The organism is Pseudomonas sp. GW821-FHT04D07 (assembly GCF_059420225.1).
On the sequence record NZ_JBWKTH010000045.1, the window covers coordinates 1 to 17,482 of the forward strand.

The window sequence follows — 17,482 nt, forward strand, 5'->3', positions numbered from 1 at the left end:
CCCGCGAAGAACGCACCGCGGTGTATCAGGCACACCGCGTCATCGTTCTTCGCGGGCAAGCTCCGCTCCCACAGGTGAATGCCCCACGAATGTGGGCAGCCTTCAGAATTTCGCGGTCGCCTGCACCACCACGCCGATCACGCAGCACGCCTGGCTAACCGCGATCTTTGGCCAGGTCGGGTTCAAAGGCTTGAGGTAGGGCTGCCCGCCCTCCTCCATCCACTGGCGGAAAATCGCCTCCTCGCCCTCGTGCAGGCGGGCAATCACCAGGCTGCCGACCTCGACCTCGCGGTCCGGGTCGACCAGCACCATCATGCCTTCGGGCACACTGGTACCGGAGGGCGCGGTCATCGCATCGCCCACCACCTGCAACCAGAACGCCGCGGGGGCGTAATGATCGGTCACCTCGTAGCGCCCGGCATGCTCACCCGTGACCAAACCCGCCACGGAGGCGGCCGCGCGCCAGTCACTCACCGGGTAGCGAAACGCCGAGGTGATGTCGTAGACCTGTTCGTCCCGGTCCTCGGGTGCCTGAGCCGCCACCGCGCGGTCGCGAATCACCAGGACCACCTCCAGGTGCCCGAGGCCGAGCGCCTGGAGAACCTTGTTCATCATCACAAGATCAGGCTTGCGCCTTTTGTTGAGCCAATGACCGACTCCGCCCTGGGTGATATCCAGACGTTCGCCAAGTTTTTCCTGTGAAAGGCCGAGCTCTTCGAGCTTGGCTTTCACCAACGCTATCCATTTATCCATGGACGAAACAATACGGGGAGTATTCCGCCGCTCAATACACAAAATGTATTGTTTGTGACAAGCATAGCAGTACCAATAGTACTAATCTTCAGAAGCTGACTTGAACTTCCTCTGAAAGGCAGGCCCTTCATGACTTCCATCACGACAGAAAGCCCTCGAACCGACTCGAAAAGCCCGCTCGCGTCCCTCAAGGATCGCGCCGCCGCCCAACGTGCACTCGACTATTATTTGAAACCAACTGTTTCAGCAGCCGCTTGCGCGGCGAACACCAGCGATGACCCCCTCTACCCGAAGCTCTTTGCCGTGCGCGATGACCTGGATATCGAGGACGCCATGATCCAGGCCTCAGACCTGCTGCGCTGCGCGTCGGCGGCCGCCTACGAAGCCGCGAACAGCGCGAACCGCGACCTGGGTTGTTCGGTGGTGTACATGATCGACATGGCCAAGGCCCTGGTGGACCGCGTCGTGCAAATACAAACCCGCACCGCGTGAACACACCACGCCCAAGCGCTTTGCCGCGCGAAGACCGGCTCTGGGGAGAGAATCGGGGAAATGATATCCGCGAAGAACGGGAAAAAACTTGACTTTCAAATGATAATGATTATTATTGCAGTCAGCTGATCGCGAGATCGGTCGATAACCCGGAGACCTTAGGTCGGACTCCTGGATTATCTCCTCATCAGGCTAATCACGGTTTTTGACCCGGCTTTTTGCCGGGTCTTTTTTTGCACCCGATTAACTGACGGGCTTGGCTTCAGGCTAATTGAAGACAGGTACGCTGCCACAGCCATGACCTCGCGCCTCGGCGCAGAGCTGCATCGAGGTGTACAGTAGCAGCCACAAAAAGCCTCTTCAGGTACTCGACGATGCCCGTGGTTCTACCTTCTCTGAAAATCAGCAGCGACTTCGACAGCGGTAATATCCAGGCACTGGACACCAGCAACCCACGCCACCTGCTCCTGGCCATGGAGCCGGATACCCGCAGCCAGCATTTCCAGTGGTTTCACTTCAAGGTCGAAGGCCTGCGACCGGGCGAAACCTATGCCTTCGAACTGAGCAATGCCAGCCAGTCTTCCTACAACAAAGCCTGGACCGGCTACCGCGCCGTCGCTTCCTACGATCACCAGAACTGGTTCCGTGTCGACACCCGCTTCGACGGTGAAAGCCTGCATATCAGCCTCGTGGCCGAGCAAGCGCAAGTCTGGTTCGCCTACTTCGAACCCTACAGCCGCGAGCGCCATGACTGGCTGATCGAACAGGCCGTGACCCACGCCGGCATCGAGTTGCTGGAGGTCGGCAAAAGTGCCGAAGGCCGGGAAATCCAGCTGTTGCGCAAAGGCAACGGTGCCGAAGGCCGGCGCAAGGTCTGGATCATCGCCCAGCAGCATCCGGGCGAGCACATGGCCGAATGGTTCATGGAGGGCGTGATCGAGCGCCTGCAACAGGAGGACGACGCCGAACTGCGTGACCTGCTGGCCCGCGCCGATCTGTACCTGGTGCCCAATATGAACCCGGACGGCGCCTTCCACGGGCATCTGCGCACCAACGCCATGGGCCAGGACCTCAACCGCGCCTGGCAGAACGCCAGTCAGGAAATCAGTCCGGAAGTCCTGTTTGTCCAGCGGCAGATGGCCAAGCATGGCGTCGATCTGTTCCTGGATATCCATGGCGACGAGGAGATTCCCTACGTGTTCACCGCCGGCTGCGAAGGCAACCCTGGCTACACACCCCGTATCGCCCAGCTGGAAAGTCGCTTTCGCAGCCATCTGAGCGCGCTCACCGTGGATTTCCAGACCACCCACGGCTACACCCGCGACCTGCCCGGCCAGGCCAATATGACCCTGGCCTGCAACAGTGTCGGCCAGCACTTCGACTGCCTGTCGCTGACCCTGGAAATGCCCTTCAAGGACAATGACGACGCCCCGGACCTGGCTACCGGCTGGTCCGGCCAGCGTTCGAAACAATTGGGCAAGGACGTGCTCAGCAGCGTCGCGGATATCGTCACGCAACTGCGCTGAGGCGCCGCCGGGTGCGCCCGGGGTCTCAGACCATCCCGGCTGGTAGCGCTTCGCCCTGCGCCACCAGCCGCGCAATCAGCCATGCCGCCGCCGGCCCCGGCGGTGTGTCGCTGCGGTAGATCGCATCGAAGCCATAAAAGCCGCCGCGCAGATCCGGCAGATCAAGCTGCACCAGCCGCCCACTTACCAGGTCCTCGGCCACCATCGGCGCCGGCATGTTGCCCCAGCCCACCCCTTCGCGCAGCAGCATCAACTTGGAACCCAGGTCCGCCAGGCGCCAGGTGCGGGTGCCGAGTACGCCAAATTCCTGGTTGCGGGTCAGGGTCGAACGATCCGACAGTACCAGTTGCACATGGTCGCGCCCGGCACCGGGCAGGTTTACGCCCTGGGCCAGGGCGTGATCGGCGGCCGCCACGGGAATCAGCTCGACGCTGCCCACCCCGACCCGATCCAGGCCTGCCAGGCCGCGGTTGAAAAAGCCGCTGACGCCGACGCTGGCACGTCCTTCCAGGACCAACTGCGCCACCGCGCCCAGCGCCTCCACATGCAGGTGCAGCAACACCGTGGGGAACTGCGCGCGAAAACCCTTGAGCACATCCACCAGGCGCGCCGCTGGAAACATCACGTCGACCACCAGGTGGACTTCCGCTTCCAACCCCTGCAACAGCCCGCGAACCTTGGCGCGCAAGCCGTCGACGCCGCTGTAGATACTGCGCGCCTCGGCCAGCACGGTACGTCCGGCATCGGTGAGCTGCGGCTTGCGGGTCAGCGTGCGATCGAACAACTGCACGCCAAGCTGCATCTCCAGGTTGGCAATGGTGTAGCTGATCACTGAGGTAGCGCGGCTGAGCTTGCGCGCGGCACCGGCAAAACTGCCGGTTTCCACCACGGTCAGGAGCACCCGCAATTGATCGAGGGTCGGTGTTCCGGGATTGGCGGGCATGGGCTTGGCTCCTGAAGATGTTCGATATTTTCGAACCTGATCCTCGAAATTATTCGGCTATTGCGTACGTTACCGCGATGGCAGACTACTCACCACTACGACGCACCATGGTGGTCGCGTCGCTTCTACAGGTATCTATCCATGTCAAACGCTAGCCCTGCCAACGCCAACTCCGCACTCCACAGCCCATCCGACAGCGCCAGCGCCGCCGGCGCCATTGCCCTCGCCGGACGCATCCTGCTGGCGGCGATCTTCCTGCTCTCGGGTTTCTCGAAGATCGCCAACCCCGCCGGCATGATCGGCTACATCGAATCGGTGGGCCTGCCCCTGCCACAGCTGGTCCTGATCGCGGCGATCGTCGTCGAAGTCGGCGGCAGTCTGTTGTTGATCCTCGGTTACCGTACCCGTGCGGTGGCCCTGGTCATGGCGCTGTTCAGCGTGGTCACCGCCCTGGCGTTCCACAATCACCTGGGCGACCAGAACCAGTTCATCCACTTCTTCAAGAACATTGCCATGGCCGGCGGTCTGTTGCAGGTTGTTGCCTTCGGTGGCGGTCGCCTGAGCCTGGATGCCCGTCGCAAAGCCTGACCGGGTGGTTATAAAACGAGACCTTGGCCTCGCCGCGCCGGACACGATGTGCAAGGATGCCCCCTTGCACAGCGTTGTCTGCCGGCCCGCCAAGGATTTTTCATGACTGCCCTCACCTCCCACGCCCTGGTCAAACCGGGGCGCCTGGAACAGATGTCGACCCGTATCGCCTTCTTTATCGCCGGTTTCGGCGTGGCCGCCTGGGCGCCACTGGTGCCCTACGCCAAGGCCCGTGCCGGGCTCGATGAAGGCACCCTGGGGCTATTGCTGTTGTGCCTTGGGGTCGGCTCGATCATCGCCATGCCGGTGGCTGGCGCCCTCGCCTCGCGTTTCGGTTGCCGGCGAGTGCTGAGCATCGGCACCTTGCTGATCTGCATCGCGCTGCCACTGCTGGCCACGGTCAGCTCGATTCCCTGGCTGGTGACCAGCCTGTTTCTGTTCGGCGCCGGGCTCGGCTCGGTGGACTCTACCGTCAACCTGCAAGCGGTGATCGTCGAGCGCGCCAGCGGCAAGACCATGATGTCGGGCTTTCACGGGCTGTTCAGCCTTGGCGGGATCTCCGGCGCCGCCGGGGTCAGCGCGCTGCTGGGCCTGGGACTGTCCCCCCTGGGGGCCATCGGCGTGGTGATCGTGTTCCTGCTGGCGGCGCTGTTCAAGGCCGCCCCGCATCTGTTGCCCTATGGCAGTGAAAGCACAGGTCCCGCGTTTGCCGTGCCCCATGGCGTGGTGCTGTTTATCGGCCTGTTGTGTTTCGTGGTGTTCCTTGCCGAAGGCGCGATGCTCGACTGGAGCGCGGTGTTTCTCAGCGCCGAACGCCAGGTCACGGACGCCTACGCAGGCCTGGGCTATGCGGCTTTTGCCCTGACCATGACACTCGGACGCCTGACCGGCGATGCCATCGTCCGACGCCTGGGAGCACAGCGAGTGATTGTCTACGGCGGGCTGACTGCCGCGACCGGCCTGGCCCTGGCCACGCTGGTGCCGGCCTGGGAGGCGGCGCTGATCGGTTATGCGCTGGTGGGCGCCGGCTGCTCGAATATCGTGCCGGTGCTGTACACCGCCGTGGGCAAACAGAAGGTCATGGCGGAAAGCATCGCCGTGCCGGCGATTACCACCCTGGGGTATGCGGGGATTCTGGCGGGACCGGCGGCGATCGGCTTTATCGCCCATGCCAGTTCATTGAACCTGGCCTTTATGGTGATCGCGGGGATGCTGGTAGGGGTGGCGGTCAGCGGGCGAATCCTGCGAACCTGAGAAACCTGTAGGAGCCAGCTTGCTGGCGATCCAGGCGACGCGGAGTGACAGGACACCGCGTCGATATCATCGCCAGCAAGCTGGCTCCTACAGGATGGGGTTACCGAAGGTCCGGTATCAGAACCCTACACTGGCCTGCACAAAGAAGGTCCGTGGCTCACCCACGTAGATCCCCGCATTGTTGTCGCTCGACCGGGTGAAGTACTGCTGGTCGAAGACGTTACGCACCCCCGCACCCAGTTTCAGGTTCGACAACTGCGCGCCGAAGTCATAGGCACCGCGCACGTCCCAGGTCATGTAGCCCGGAATGTTGCCGTACTGGCCGTCAGCGGTCGGCTGGGTGATGTAGTTGCCGTTGAAGCTGCCGTCAGCGTTGGTCCCGGTCCCCGGCGCCCGCTGGGAAGACTGGGCGAAACCGTCGAGGTTGTAGGTCCAGCGATTGACCGCATAACGCAGGCCGACATTCAACACTTCCCGCGAGTACAACGGCAGGTCACGGCCCTTGAAGCCCGGAATATCGCCCTGGGACGTCGCCTTGGTATAGGTGAAGCCGGCATTCGCGGTCAGACCGTCGAGCGCCGGGTTGACGGCCGACAGGTCGTAATGCGCGCAGGTTTCAATACCGCGGTGCGCGGTGGCGCCCAGGTTGGTCCAGCCGACATCGTTACTGACGTATTGCAGCTCATCGGAGAAGTCGATGTAGAACAACGTCATTTCACCGCCCCAGGTGCCGTTGTCATACCGCGTGCCCAGTTCGTAGGTCTTGGCCTTTTCCGGTTGCAGGCCATTGGCCGTGCTGTTGCCATTGCCACCCTGGGCAATCTGGAAGTACTGCAGGCTGCCGAAGGAGGTTTCGTAGTTGGCGAAGACTTTCCAGGCATCGGAGAGGTGGTACATCACGCTCAGGGCCGGCAGCGGCTCGTTGCTGTCGACGCTGCGGAACTTCTCCTGGACCGGCATGTAGTTGGTACCCGGCACCGCCCGGTCATGCCAGTTGCTGCTGATACGCTCGAAGCGGATACCCGGGGTGATGGTCCATTTGCCGATATCGATCTTGTCATCGATGTAGAAGGCATTGGCTTCGGTGCCGCCAGTGCGGTCCTGGTAGATGTGCCCGTCGGAGGTCGGTGTCACGGTCGGTATGCCGTTGACCAGGGCCACGCGGCTGGTGGCCTCATGCATGCCTTCCTTGAGGTAGCGGTAGCCGACGCTGACTTCCTGGGTGCTCGGCCCCAGGTCGAAAACGTGGGACGCCCGTGGCTCGATGCCAAAGGTGTAGTAGCTGCGCGGGTAGGCGCTGAGGGTCTTGAGGTCGCGGGCGGCGATAGTGCTGCCACGGAAACTGTCGCTGTAGTAGGTCAGCACTTCGACCTGGGTCTGACTGTCCACCTGCCGCTTGTACTTGAAGGAAATATCCTTGCGCCGCCCGGTGAAGTTGTCGTAGTTACGCACCGACTGATACGGGTTGGCATTGTACTGCTGCTGGGTCAGGCCGCCGGGCATGTCCGCATTGGCATCGTAGTCATGCAGGTTCAGGGCGAAATCGTCCTGGTCGGTCGGCGCCCAGTGGGTCTTGAGCAGGACATCGTTAATGTCGTTGCCGTTGTTGCTTTCGCGATAGCCCTCGCCCTTCACGCCGGAATACAACAGCGCCGCGCCGAAACCGTTATCCGCGGTACCACCGAGGAAGGCCGTGTCGAGATGCTTGACGCCGCCGTAACGCGAGGTTTCCAGGGTGCTGCCGATCTCACCGGAAAACTTCTCCGGGATCGCCCGGGTCACGAAGTTGATCACGCCACCGACGTTTTGCGGCCCATAACGCACGGAACCGGCACCGCGTACCACGTCGATGCTGTCCAGGTTGCCGACCGACACCGGGGCCATCGACAACTGTGGCTGGCCGTAAGGGGCGAACGCCGCCGGCACGCCGTCGATCAATACGGTGGACCGTGGCGACAGACGGGACGTCAGGCCCCGCACACCAACGTTGAGGGAAATATCGCTGCCGCCGGTACCGTTGTTTTCCTGCACCTGCACACCAGGCACGGTACGCAGTGCGTCCTTCACGTTCATCGCGCCCTGCTCGACCATCGCCTGACGGCGGATCACGGTCCGCGCACCCGGATGGTTCTGCACAATCGCCTGGTCGGCATCACCGAGCCAGTCACCCACCACCTTGACGTCCAGTGGCGCCAGTTCCAACGCACCGGCGGCGACCGGGGCGGCGGCGTGCAAGGTCAGCGAACCGTCCTTGAGCTCATAGTCCAGGCCGCTGCCGCGCAGCAGCACGTTCAGGGCTTCTTCCGGCGACAGGTTGCCGTTGACCGCCGGAGCCTGCTTGCCGGCCACCAGTTGCGGGCTGAAAAACACTTGCAGAGAGGTTTGCTGACCCAACTGGCTCAAGGCCGATGCCAGGGGCTGGGCCTGGATATGAATGGCCGAATCGGCCTGAGCCGCTTGGCTCAGGGGGGCAACGACACTGACCGCCAGCGCCAGGGCAAAGGCCTGGGAGCTGGGCAGTGCGTTGCGGATCGCCTGGTAAAGCGCGTTGGGTGTGTTGTTCACGTCTGACCTTGTCCTGTAATTCGCAGATGCATGCGATTGTTAATGCAAACCAGTTGCAGTTGGACAAGAAGACGAAGAACTCGAAAAAAACCTGAATTTATTTTGCAATTATTTCCTGGGCACCGTCGGCACGGGTCCTGATAGCCACCGGCAGGATGCTTGGCAAGGCCCTGAGCAGGGCCTCGGTATCGTTGACCTTGAACACGCTGGTCAGGCGCAGATTGCCCACGGCCGGCGAGGCAACGCCCAGGGGCTTGTCCCGATAACGCGAGACTTCCTGTACCACGTCGCTGAGGCGGGCATTGTTGAAGACCAGCTTGCCGCTGCGCCAGGCGGTGAGTTCGTCGGCATTCACCGATTCGGCCGCGGCGACCCGGCCCTGCTCATCAACCCGGGTGCCCTGGCCCGCCGTGAGATTGACGAAATCCCCGTCCGCCGCATCGCGGCCCTGGACCCTCACCGTGCCCGCCTCGACCACTACGCGGGTCTGCGCCGGATCGCGGCGCACATCGAAGCGCGTGCCGGTGACCGTGACCTTGCCGACCCCGGCCTGGACCACGAACGGCCGGCTGCTGTCGTGCTCGACACTGAACATCGCCTCGCCCTGCTCCAGCTCGACCTCACGGCGGTCACGCTGGTAATGCACGCGAACCCGGCTGCGGCTGTTCAGGTCGATGATCGAACCGTCGGGCAAGGCCACCTGCCGCCGCTCACCGAGCACGCTGGCAAAGGTCGCGTCATAGGGCGCCGGATGATTCAGACCGCTGAAAAGCCCCAAGCCCAAAGCCACCGCCACCACCCCGGCGGCCACCGCATAACGCAACAACGGCCGGCGTTTGGTCCGCGCCGGCGGCCCCTCGCAGAGCGCCTGCAAGCGCGCCTGGGGCAGCAGGTCGGTGGCGCTCCAAAGTCCCTGGAGCACGTCGAACTCATCCTGATGCAACGGATGTTCATGGCGCCAGGCGTCGAACTCGGCCTGTTGCCCGGCGCTCAACGGCGCCTCCTGGACCCGCACGAACCAGGTGGCGGCCTCATCGCGAACCGTGGCGCTATCACGATTCTCCATCATGCAAAATCCTTGTAGGAGCGAGCTTGCTCGCGATAAACGTCAACGATAACGCGGGGCCTCTGACCCACCGCAGCGCTCTGGAGATCATCGCGAGCAAGCTCGCGCCTACAGGTAGAAGAGCACAGAAGAGTCATTGATCGGCCCCATCCAGGCGCTCGCGCAGATGCCGCAGGGTGCGGATCATATACTTCTCCACCATGTTCCTGGACAGTCCCAGGCGCTCGGCGATCTCCGCCTGGGTCAGGCCCTCGATCTTCTGCCAGACAAAGGCCTTGCGACAATTGACGGGCAACTCACCCAAGGCCCGCTCGATGGAATCGGCCAGCTGGATGGCATGCATGAAATGCTCTGGATCGCCGGTGGGCGGCGCGCTGTGGTGAATCGCTTGCAGTTCCAGGGGCCCGCGCCGGTCTTCGCGGCGATAGGTATCCACCGCGATATTGCGCGCGGTCTGGTGCAGGTAGGCCCGTGGTTGCTCGACGCCGCCGGCCTGGCTTTCCAGCACCCGCACAAAGGTATCGTGGGCCAGGTCCTCGGCCTGCTGACGGTTTCTCAGCCGACGGGTCCAGGTGCCGATCAACTCTTCGTAATGCTCGAAAAAACCGGGTCTGCGGGGTGGCTGGAGATTCATGGCGATGGGCTATGAAGGCGGGCGCTAATAGTAATGCTTCTTATTAATAGCCGCAATTCATTCCAACGCCCACCACCTCGGCCACAGGCCGCTGAAGCCCATCAGGCCCAACCTCGGACAAGATTGCATTACAACTTTGTCATTGTCCTGTTCGTTAGCTGTTGGAGTTGCCTTGTTACTGTGAACTCACTGCCAGATAACAGGCAGTCCACCGTAAATAGGGAGATACTGCCATGAAACTGTTCATTCTCGGGTTCGCCACCCTCCTCACCACCGGTTCAGCCTTTGCCTATACCACCGACACCTCCGCGGTGATCCACGACAGTACCGGTTTCCTTGTCCACCTGGACGTTGCGAAAGTCATCTCCATGACCGACCTCTCGGATCAATGTGGCGTCATTCCGGCCCGTCTTGATTACCTGGATCATCAGGGACGGGAACATATGCTGGACTATCCAGTTCAAGGACGTTGCACGAACGAGAACTGATGGAATGCTTTTGCCGATGACTGTCCGTGAGCAGGCAATACCCAAGGCAACCTGATGACAGGGCTATACTTGCGCTACCTGCTCGCGGCTTTCAGGTCCGTTTTTTGTGGATCGAATACCGAAACTGAACCAAGGTCATTCTCATGAACATCCTTGTAGTAGAAGACGAGCCCAAGGCGGGCAATTACTTACTCAATGGTCTGCAGGAGCTGGGATACTCCGTCAGCTTGGCCCGCGATGGCGCCGAGGGTTTATCCCTGGCCCTGGAAACGCCTTTCGACGTCATCGTGCTGGATGTGATGATGCCGAAGATGGACGGCTGGGAAGTACTGCGCCGCCTGCGCAAGGAAGCCGATACGCCGGTGCTGTTCCTGACCGCGCGGGATGACATCGCCGACCGAATCAAAGGCCTGGAGCTGGGGGCCGACGACTACCTGATCAAACCCTTTTCTTTCGCCGAGCTGGTCGCGCGCCTGCGCACCCTGACCCGCCGCGGTCCGACCCGGGAGGAAGAACAACTGCAGATCGCTGACCTGCAGATTGATGTACTCAAACGCCGCGTCACCCGCGCCGGCGTGCGAGTGACGCTGACAAACAAGGAGTTTGCCTTATTGCACCTGCTCGCCACGCATCAGGATCAGGTGCTGTCTCGCTCACTGATAGCCTCCCGGGTCTGGGACATGAACTTTGACAGCGACACCAACGTAGTGGATGTCGCCGTGCGACGCCTGCGCCTGAAAATCGACGACCCTTTCCATCTGAAGCTGATCCACAGTGTGCGGGGCATTGGCTACCGCTTTGATACACAGCCATGAACCGTCGCCATTACTCCCTGACGCTGCGCCTGGCGGTGGTGTTTGCCTTGCTGGCCTTCGCCCTGCTGGCAACCACCGGCGTCGCACTGTACCGCGAGCTTGAACGCGAACTGATACGCCGCGACGAGTCCACCCTGGTCTACCGGGTAGATCAGCTGCGTAACGTTCTCAATGGCAGCAATACACTGGAACTGATCAGGACCAAACCCGTGCTGTTTCAGAACATGCTGGGCAATCGCGAGTCCGTACTCACGATTGGCGTTCCAGGGGAAGCCCCTTTGCTAACGGTCAATCCCAGTGATATCGATCTTCCCGACCTCACTCCCGTGGCAATGGACCATCCCCTGACACTGACAGATGTACAGCATCTACCCGCCGTGAACGGTACTCCCTTCGCGGCCATCTCCGCGAGTATCGACTCAGGCAAGCTGAAAGTGACCATTGGCTGCCTGATGACCGAACGAACCGCGGTGCTCGCCAGCTATCGTCTCAGCGTATACGCCCTCGCCAGTCTCGCGGCCATTGTCCTGGCGCTGGCTGGATATGTAGTGGTTCATCGCGGTTTGTTGCCCCTCAGACGCCTGGCGCAGCAAGCCCACGGTATCGGCATTGGCAATTTGACAGAGCGACTTGACGGCCGAGGCGCCCCGAAGGAGTTGCTCCCGATGATCGACTCTTTCAACACCATGCTTGAGCGGCTCGCCAAGGGTTTTGCGCAACTGAGTCAGGTCTCGACTGACATGGCTCACGAACTACGCACCCCCATCAACAACTTGCTGGGTGAGACCCAGGTCGCCATGCAGCAGAACCGCAGCACGGAACATTACCAGCAGTTGCTCGCCTCCAACGTCGAAGAACTCGAACGCCTGGCACGCATGCTCGACAACATGCTGTTCCTCGCGCGTACTGACCCGGGTAGCGCTCGTGATCAGCGCCAGGAGCTGGGTGCCGCCGACGAACTGGAACGCGTAGCCGATTACTTTGAAGGTCTGGCCGCGGACGTCGATATCACCATCCGCGCGGAGGGCGAAGGCCTTATCTGGGCCGAACCAACGCTGCTACGCCGCGCCTTGGCTAACCTGTGTGCCAATGCGATAAAATATGCCACACCTCATTCCGAACTGTTGATCCAGGCCACACCGTCCGAGGCGGGTATCAATCTGCGCGTGCGCAACTACGGGACAACCATCCCGGCGGAACATCTTCCGAAATTATTCGAGCGTTTCTACCGCGTCGATCAATCACGCGAGCGCTCAGCCCAGTCCAATGGCCTGGGGCTTTCGATCGTAGCGACTATCATGCAGCTGCACAGTGGCCGCTACAGCGTCACCAGCGAAAATGGCGTGACCTGTTTCGAGCTATTTTTTCCCATACGGGATCAGCAAGAGCGCCAGGCCGGCGTTCAAACCGGCCCAGACGCCCCTCGCCTCAGCATCGTCGCGAAGCACCCTTCCCCCGGTTGACCTTCATCGAACTTCCACAGCAAGCTCGGTGAATGGCCAGCAGGCCAACCATACCGGTCGCGCCAATCAGGACAATGCACAAGCTCTACTCCGACGGCCACTCGGACGATACCGAGTCAAAATCGGCAGCGCGACTGACCGGCTTCCAGAGCCGCATTGCCTCGTAGCGCGACTTTTCCTCCACTTCGACCGCGTGAACAGCATCCGATCCCAGCAGCAAACGCGCGGGTAGCGTTCAACGGCGTCGCGTGATCCGTCAGAGCGCGAAGCTGTCGATAATCGCCTGTTTGACCAGCAGCACCGCGCTATCCGTCTGCGCATGGGTGCGCCAGCCCAACTCGATGGGATAGTGCGGCAGGTCGATGGGACAGGCGAGCATTTGAATATCGCATAACTGCGCGATCGCCCGGGCGGCATGGGTGGGCAAGGTCGCGACCGCCGACGAGCCCTTCAACAGGAACGGCAATGCCGCGAAATGCGTGGTGGCGGTCACGACCTTGCGGCTCAGGCCCCGCGCCGCCAGCCCCTCATCGACAATGCCGATAAAGCCTCCCGATGAAATCAGGATGTGCTCGCGAGCGACGTAATCCTCCAGATCGAGGGCCGTCTTGTCACCCAGGCTGCCGCGATCCACCAGGCAGGCATAACCGCCCTCCCCAAGCAGATGCCGACCCAGTAGCCGATTGGGGATGCCGCCCGCGGTAATGGTCAGATCGAACTGACGCTCCATCAAGGCATCGACGGCGATCTGGCTGTGGGTCTGGCGAAAGATCAGCCGCAGGTTTTTCGCCCGCTGCGCCACGGTTTCAATCAACTGGCGGCCCAGGGCAATTTCAAAGTCGTCGGACAGGCCGATGGTCACCGAGCGCCCCTCATAGCTGGCCAGGGTCGGCTGGACCAGGGAAAAGCTCTGGCGACATTTGTTCAAGGCATCGGAAATCACCGGCTTGAGCTGGTTGGCGATCAGGGTCGGCGCCAGGCCCCGGCCGGTACGCACAAAGAGTGGGTCGCCGTACATCGCGCGCAGACGATTCAAGGCGGCACTGACCGCGGACTGGGTCAACCCGAGCTGCAAGGCCGCGCGACTGGCGCTGCCCTCGTCATGCAGGGCCTCGAAGACCTTGAGCAGGTTGAGATCGGTGCTATTGATATTCATCCGAGTTGTACTACTTGCCAATGAAGGCGCCTAGATTAATACATTATCACTGCCGTTTATCCCCAAGGCATCGCTCCCACCTCAGCAGTAAAAATTGCTGGAGCCTTTACCGTCGCAGGGGCACCTTGGGCCGAGGTCAGTCCTTTTTGGAATGATCCCTGGACCTTAATTCGTTTGAACCCGCCCCCCACCACCCGCAGAATTCAGCCCACGTCCAGTCATCCCGATTTTGCGGAGAACCACCCGATGAGCACCGCTGTCTTCGCCCACCCTGACGAAATTCGCGCGAATTTTTCCCGTGCCATGTCGCAGATGTACAAGACCGAAGTGCCGCTCTACGGTGCGCTGATGGAGTTGGTCGCGCAGATCAACGAGCAGGTGCTGAGCGACAATGCCCAGGTCGCCGACAGCCTGCGGCAGACCGGCGAGATCCGCCGCCTGGACATGGAGCGTCACGGTGCCATTCGCGTCGGTACGGCGGCGGAACTGGCCACCCTGGGCCGACTGTTCGCGGTGATGGGCATGCAACCGGTGGGTTATTACGACCTGACCCCGGCGGGCGTGCCGGTGCACTCCACGGCTTTTCGCGCGGTGCACGAAACGGCCTTGCAAGTCAGCCCGTTCCGCGTCTTCACTTCACTGCTGCGCCTGGAACTGATCGAGGAAGACGGACTGCGGGAATTCGCCGAGTGGATCCTGAGCCGACGGAATATCTTCACCCCACGCACCCTCGAGCTGATCGAAAAGGCCGAGATGAATGGCGGCCTCGATAGCGCCGATGCCGCCGAGTTCGTCCAGCAGGCGTTGGAAACCTTCCGTTGGCACAACAGCGCGACAGTGTCGCTGGCCGAATACAAGAAGCTCAATGCCCAACATCGCCTGATCGCCGACGTGGTGGCGTTCAAGGGGCCACATATCAACCACCTGACCCCACGCACCCTCGACATCGATGCGGTGCAGGCGGCCATGCCAGGCAAGGGCATCACCCCCAAAGCGGTGATCGAAGGTCCACCGCGCCGCGAGTGCCCGATCCTGTTGCGCCAGACCAGCTTCAAGGCGCTGGAGGAAGCCATCACCTTTATCGGCCAGGACGCCAGCGAAACCGGCAGCCACTCGGCCCGCTTCGGCGAAATCGAACAGCGCGGCGCGGCGCTGACGCCCAAGGGCCGGGCGCTCTACGATCGCTTGCTGAATGCTGCACGGGATGCGCTTGGGGACTTTCCCAACGAGGCCAATGCCGCGCGTTATGACCAGATCATGGCGAACACCTTCAAGGCCTTCCCCGATAACTACAGCGAGATGCGCAAGCAGGGCCTGGCGTACTTCCGCTATTACCCGACCGAAAAAGGCATCGCCGCGCGCAGCAGCGAACTGCCGCTGCGCGAGCTGGAAGCCTTGATCGAGGCTGGCCAGGTGAGTTTCGAGCCGCTGGTGTATGAGGACTTCCTGCCGGTCAGCGCGGCCGGGATCTTCCAGTCGAACCTGGGGGATGACGCGCAAGCGCATTACGCCGGCAGTTCCAACCGGGAGCAGTTCCACCGGGCGCTGGGGCGTGAAACCATCGATGAATTGCAGCTGTATGCGGCGACGCAGCGGCGTTCGTTGTTGGCGTGTTCGACCCGGTTGAATATCGCGCCGTTGGTCTGACACATTCGGGTGAGCGCCGCGAACCTGTGTAGGAGCCGGCTTGCCGGCGATGGCGGCCGATCAGGCGATGCAAGTCTCACTGGCCTCATCGCCAGCCAGCTGGCTCCTACAGGGACCGCGTTCGGACCGGGCCTGCTATAGCGCCTGCTCGGCCATCAATTCGTTGAGCGCCACCACCAGCGGCGCCCGCACCGACGCGCGCTGCCAGACAATCCCCAGGGTGCGAAACAACCTGGGCCCCGGCACTTCCCAGCGGCGGACACCCTGCGCCTCGTGATTGGCCGCCGGCCGGTCCGGCACCAGCGCCACCCCCAGTCCCTCGGCGACGAACTTGACGATGATGTCGATGCCATCCAGCTCGAACTGGGACTTGGGCTTGAGCCCGTGACCTTGCAGATAGGCCTCCACCAGCTTGCCGCCGACCACCTTGCGGCTGAAGCGGATAAAGGGTTGCGCGACGATGGTCGCCAGCACATCCTCGACCGGCAGCGTCGCCGGGGTGATCAGCACCAGCGGTTCCTCCACCAGCGCCATCCACTCGCAGCTCTTGGGCAAGGCGAACAACGGGTGCACGATCAGCGCCGCGTCCAGGTCGCCACTCACCACCTGCTCCATCAACTCCTGGGAGTTGCCGGGCTCGATATAGATCTCGATCTCGGGATAGCGTCGGCGCCATTCATGCAGCGCCGGCGGCAGTAACTGCATCAGGGCATATTGGGTCGCCCCCAGGCGCAAGGGCCCGACCGGCAGCACACCGCTGGAGGCACTGGCACACAGGTCGCGGGCTTCGCGGACAATCAGCCGGGCCCGTTCGACGATCCGATGGGCCGCCGCGGTCGGCTTCACGGTATGGCCGCTGCGTCTGAGCAAGGCGTTGCCGAGCTGCTTTTCCAGGGCCTTGATCTGCTGGGCCACGGTAGTCGGCGCCAGGTCCAGCTGGCGCGCCGCCGCGGCGATGGAACCGCAGTCGATTACTGCCAGGAAGGTTTCGAGAAATTGAGTATCCATCCACGGATTTTACGTTGTTCAACAGCGTGAACAAGCGCTTTTCAAGGGACGTGGAAAACCGCAAATTAGGCCTTTGCACACCCAGGAGCGCGACATGACCTCACAGCCCATTCAACTGGCCGATATCGAACAGGCGGCCCGGCGTATCCACGGGCACGCCGTGGAAACGCCATTGCTGGAATTCCACAGCCTGAATGAACGCTGCCAGGGCCGGGTACTGGTCAAGCCGGAAGTGCTGCAAAGAACCGGCTCGTTCAAGTTCCGTGGCGCCTACAACACCCTCGCCAGCCTGAGTCCCGAAGAACGCGCGCGTGGCGTGCTGGCCTTCTCGTCCGGCAATCACGCCCAGGGCGTGGCCTGCGCGGCCAAGTTGTTAGGAATACAGGCGACGATCCTGATGCCCAGGGATGCCCCGGCCTTGAAGATCCGCCGCACCCGTGAATATGGCGCCCAGGTGGTGCTGTTCGATCGCGAGACCGAAGACCGCGAGGCCATCGCCGCGACGTTGACCGCCGAAAGCGGCGCTGTGCTGGTCAAGCCCTACGACGACCCACGGGTCATCGCTGGCCAGGGCACCCTGGGGCTGGAAATCGCCCGGCAGGCCCGGGCGCTGAGCCTGCGTCCCGAGGTGGCCCTGGTGCCCTGCGGCGGCGGCGGCCTGATTGCCGGAGTCAGCGTGGCGCTGCACAGTCAGATTGCCGAGATCGCGGTGTATGCGGTGGAGCCGGAGGGTTTCGACGATACCGGGCGCTCCCTGGCCGCAGGCAGCCGGCAAAGTATCGCGCCGGGCGGCCAGTCGATCTGTGACGCGATCCTGACCGCGACCCCGGGCGAACTGACCTTCGAGATCAATCGCCGGCTGCTGCACGGCGCGCTGACGGTGACCGATGCCGAGGTCCGCTACGCCCTGAAATGGGCGTTCGAGCACCTCAAGCTGGTGGTCGAACCGGGTGGCGTGGTCGGCCTCGCCGCGCTGCTGGCCGGGCGCATCGCGCTGGACGGTCGCTGCGCGGTGGTGGTGTTGTCGGGGGGCAATGCCGACCCGACGCTCTTCGCCAATGCACTGCTGACGAACGATTGAGCG

The 17,482-nt window shown here is 62.3% G+C and carries 16 protein-coding genes; 9 read left to right on the plus strand and 7 right to left on the minus strand.

The window, feature by feature from the left end:
* Positions 1–102: 102 nt before the first annotated feature.
* The gene (locus tag AC07T0_RS30355; protein WP_495004650.1) at positions 103–753 is read right to left on the minus strand and encodes a LexA family protein; all 651 of its coding nucleotides are present in this window, start codon (positions 751–753) and stop codon (positions 103–105) included.
* A 129-nt stretch (positions 754–882) separates the two neighbouring features.
* On the opposite strand from AC07T0_RS30355, the gene AC07T0_RS30360 reads away from it, so the two are divergent.
* Complete coding sequence (locus AC07T0_RS30360; protein WP_495004651.1) at positions 883–1,245, plus strand: DUF6124 family protein; 363 nt, start codon at positions 883–885, stop codon at positions 1,243–1,245.
* Positions 1,246–1,619: 374 nt separating this feature from the next.
* Positions 1,620–2,771: a M14 family metallopeptidase gene (locus AC07T0_RS30365; protein WP_495004652.1), complete on the plus strand. Its 1,152-nt coding sequence runs from the start codon at positions 1,620–1,622 to the stop codon at positions 2,769–2,771.
* Between the two features lie 25 nt (positions 2,772–2,796).
* On the opposite strand, the gene AC07T0_RS30370 is transcribed toward AC07T0_RS30365, so the two are convergent.
* Complete coding sequence (locus AC07T0_RS30370; RefSeq protein WP_495004653.1) at positions 2,797–3,714, minus strand: LysR family transcriptional regulator; 918 nt, start codon at positions 3,712–3,714, stop codon at positions 2,797–2,799.
* 141 nt (positions 3,715–3,855) lie between these two features.
* On the opposite strand from AC07T0_RS30370, the gene AC07T0_RS30375 reads away from it, so the two are divergent.
* Both AC07T0_RS30375 and AC07T0_RS30380 read left to right on the plus strand, forming a co-directional pair.
* A complete protein-coding gene (locus AC07T0_RS30375) occupies positions 3,856–4,302 on the plus strand; it encodes a DoxX family protein (RefSeq protein WP_495004654.1) in 447 nt (148 codons plus the stop codon).
* A gap of 102 nt (positions 4,303–4,404) precedes the next feature.
* A complete protein-coding gene (locus AC07T0_RS30380; RefSeq protein WP_495004655.1) occupies positions 4,405–5,556 on the plus strand; it encodes an MFS transporter in 1,152 nt (383 codons plus the stop codon).
* A 117-nt stretch (positions 5,557–5,673) separates the two neighbouring features.
* Here the strand turns inward: AC07T0_RS30380 and AC07T0_RS30385 are convergent, their stop codons facing one another.
* The 3 genes from AC07T0_RS30385 to AC07T0_RS30395 all read right to left on the minus strand — a co-directional run bounded on the left by AC07T0_RS30385 (position 5,674) and on the right by AC07T0_RS30395 (position 9,821).
* Complete coding sequence (locus AC07T0_RS30385; RefSeq protein WP_495004684.1) at positions 5,674–8,088, minus strand: TonB-dependent siderophore receptor; 2,415 nt, start codon at positions 8,086–8,088, stop codon at positions 5,674–5,676.
* 130 nt (positions 8,089–8,218) lie between these two features.
* The gene (locus AC07T0_RS30390) at positions 8,219–9,190 is read right to left on the minus strand and encodes a FecR family protein (RefSeq protein WP_495004656.1); all 972 of its coding nucleotides are present in this window, start codon (positions 9,188–9,190) and stop codon (positions 8,219–8,221) included.
* A gap of 130 nt (positions 9,191–9,320) precedes the next feature.
* Positions 9,321–9,821 carry a sigma-70 family RNA polymerase sigma factor gene (locus AC07T0_RS30395; protein ID WP_495004657.1) on the minus strand — a complete coding sequence of 167 codons (501 nt, stop codon included), beginning with the start codon at positions 9,819–9,821 and terminating at the stop codon, positions 9,321–9,323.
* Positions 9,822–10,054: 233 nt separating this feature from the next.
* Here AC07T0_RS30395 and AC07T0_RS30400 point away from each other — a divergent pair, with 233 nt between their 5' ends.
* The 3 genes from AC07T0_RS30400 (at position 10,055) to AC07T0_RS30410 (ending at position 12,587) form a co-directional block, all read left to right on the plus strand.
* A complete protein-coding gene (locus tag AC07T0_RS30400) occupies positions 10,055–10,309 on the plus strand; it encodes a DUF2790 domain-containing protein (RefSeq protein ID WP_495004658.1) in 255 nt (84 codons plus the stop codon).
* A gap of 143 nt (positions 10,310–10,452) precedes the next feature.
* On the plus strand, positions 10,453–11,124 hold the full coding sequence (locus tag AC07T0_RS30405) for a heavy metal response regulator transcription factor (protein WP_495004659.1): 672 nt from the start codon (positions 10,453–10,455) through the stop codon (positions 11,122–11,124).
* Positions 11,121–12,587: a heavy metal sensor histidine kinase gene (locus AC07T0_RS30410; RefSeq protein WP_495004660.1), complete on the plus strand. Its 1,467-nt coding sequence runs from the start codon at positions 11,121–11,123 to the stop codon at positions 12,585–12,587. Before AC07T0_RS30405 ends, AC07T0_RS30410 begins: the two co-directional genes overlap by 4 nt.
* A gap of 256 nt (positions 12,588–12,843) precedes the next feature.
* Here AC07T0_RS30410 and AC07T0_RS30415 read toward each other — a convergent pair whose 3' ends face one another.
* Positions 12,844–13,743, minus strand: a complete 900-nt coding sequence (locus tag AC07T0_RS30415; protein ID WP_495004661.1) for a LysR family transcriptional regulator — start codon at positions 13,741–13,743, stop codon at positions 12,844–12,846.
* Between the two features lie 246 nt (positions 13,744–13,989).
* Between AC07T0_RS30415 and hglS the strand changes: the two genes are divergently transcribed.
* Positions 13,990–15,390: a 2-oxoadipate dioxygenase/decarboxylase HglS gene (gene hglS / locus AC07T0_RS30420; protein ID WP_495004662.1), complete on the plus strand. Its 1,401-nt coding sequence runs from the start codon at positions 13,990–13,992 to the stop codon at positions 15,388–15,390.
* Positions 15,391–15,525: 135 nt separating this feature from the next.
* Here the strand turns inward: hglS and AC07T0_RS30425 are convergent, their stop codons facing one another.
* The gene (locus AC07T0_RS30425) at positions 15,526–16,398 is read right to left on the minus strand and encodes a LysR family transcriptional regulator (RefSeq protein ID WP_495004663.1); all 873 of its coding nucleotides are present in this window, start codon (positions 16,396–16,398) and stop codon (positions 15,526–15,528) included.
* Positions 16,399–16,492: 94 nt separating this feature from the next.
* Here AC07T0_RS30425 and AC07T0_RS30430 point away from each other — a divergent pair, with 94 nt between their 5' ends.
* Entirely contained in the window at positions 16,493–17,479 is a 987-nt protein-coding gene (locus AC07T0_RS30430; RefSeq protein ID WP_495004664.1) for a threonine ammonia-lyase, read from the plus strand.
* Positions 17,480–17,482 lie beyond the last annotated feature (3 nt).

Excerpts from the sequence above, each read along its gene's own strand:
- AC07T0_RS30355 (WP_495004650.1), bottom strand. The coding sequence starts at position 753 with ATGGATAAATGGATAGCGTTGGTGAAAGCCAAGCTCGAAGAGCTCGGC.
- AC07T0_RS30360 (WP_495004651.1), top strand. The coding sequence starts at position 883 with ATGACTTCCATCACGACAGAAAGCCCTCGAACCGACTCGAAAAGCCCG.
- AC07T0_RS30365 (WP_495004652.1), top strand. The coding sequence starts at position 1,620 with ATGCCCGTGGTTCTACCTTCTCTGAAAATCAGCAGCGACTTCGACAGC.
- AC07T0_RS30370 (WP_495004653.1), bottom strand. The coding sequence starts at position 3,714 with ATGCCCGCCAATCCCGGAACACCGACCCTCGATCAATTGCGGGTGCTC.
- AC07T0_RS30375 (WP_495004654.1), top strand. The coding sequence starts at position 3,856 with ATGTCAAACGCTAGCCCTGCCAACGCCAACTCCGCACTCCACAGCCCA.
- AC07T0_RS30380 (WP_495004655.1), top strand. The coding sequence starts at position 4,405 with ATGACTGCCCTCACCTCCCACGCCCTGGTCAAACCGGGGCGCCTGGAA.
- AC07T0_RS30390 (WP_495004656.1), bottom strand. The coding sequence starts at position 9,190 with ATGATGGAGAATCGTGATAGCGCCACGGTTCGCGATGAGGCCGCCACC.
- AC07T0_RS30395 (WP_495004657.1), bottom strand. The coding sequence starts at position 9,821 with ATGAATCTCCAGCCACCCCGCAGACCCGGTTTTTTCGAGCATTACGAA.
- AC07T0_RS30400 (WP_495004658.1), top strand. The coding sequence starts at position 10,055 with ATGAAACTGTTCATTCTCGGGTTCGCCACCCTCCTCACCACCGGTTCA.
- AC07T0_RS30405 (WP_495004659.1), top strand. The coding sequence starts at position 10,453 with ATGAACATCCTTGTAGTAGAAGACGAGCCCAAGGCGGGCAATTACTTA.
- AC07T0_RS30410 (WP_495004660.1), top strand. The coding sequence starts at position 11,121 with ATGAACCGTCGCCATTACTCCCTGACGCTGCGCCTGGCGGTGGTGTTT.
- AC07T0_RS30415 (WP_495004661.1), bottom strand. The coding sequence starts at position 13,743 with ATGAATATCAATAGCACCGATCTCAACCTGCTCAAGGTCTTCGAGGCC.
- hglS (WP_495004662.1), top strand. The coding sequence starts at position 13,990 with ATGAGCACCGCTGTCTTCGCCCACCCTGACGAAATTCGCGCGAATTTT.
- AC07T0_RS30425 (WP_495004663.1), bottom strand. The coding sequence starts at position 16,398 with ATGGATACTCAATTTCTCGAAACCTTCCTGGCAGTAATCGACTGCGGT.
- AC07T0_RS30430 (WP_495004664.1), top strand. The coding sequence starts at position 16,493 with ATGACCTCACAGCCCATTCAACTGGCCGATATCGAACAGGCGGCCCGG.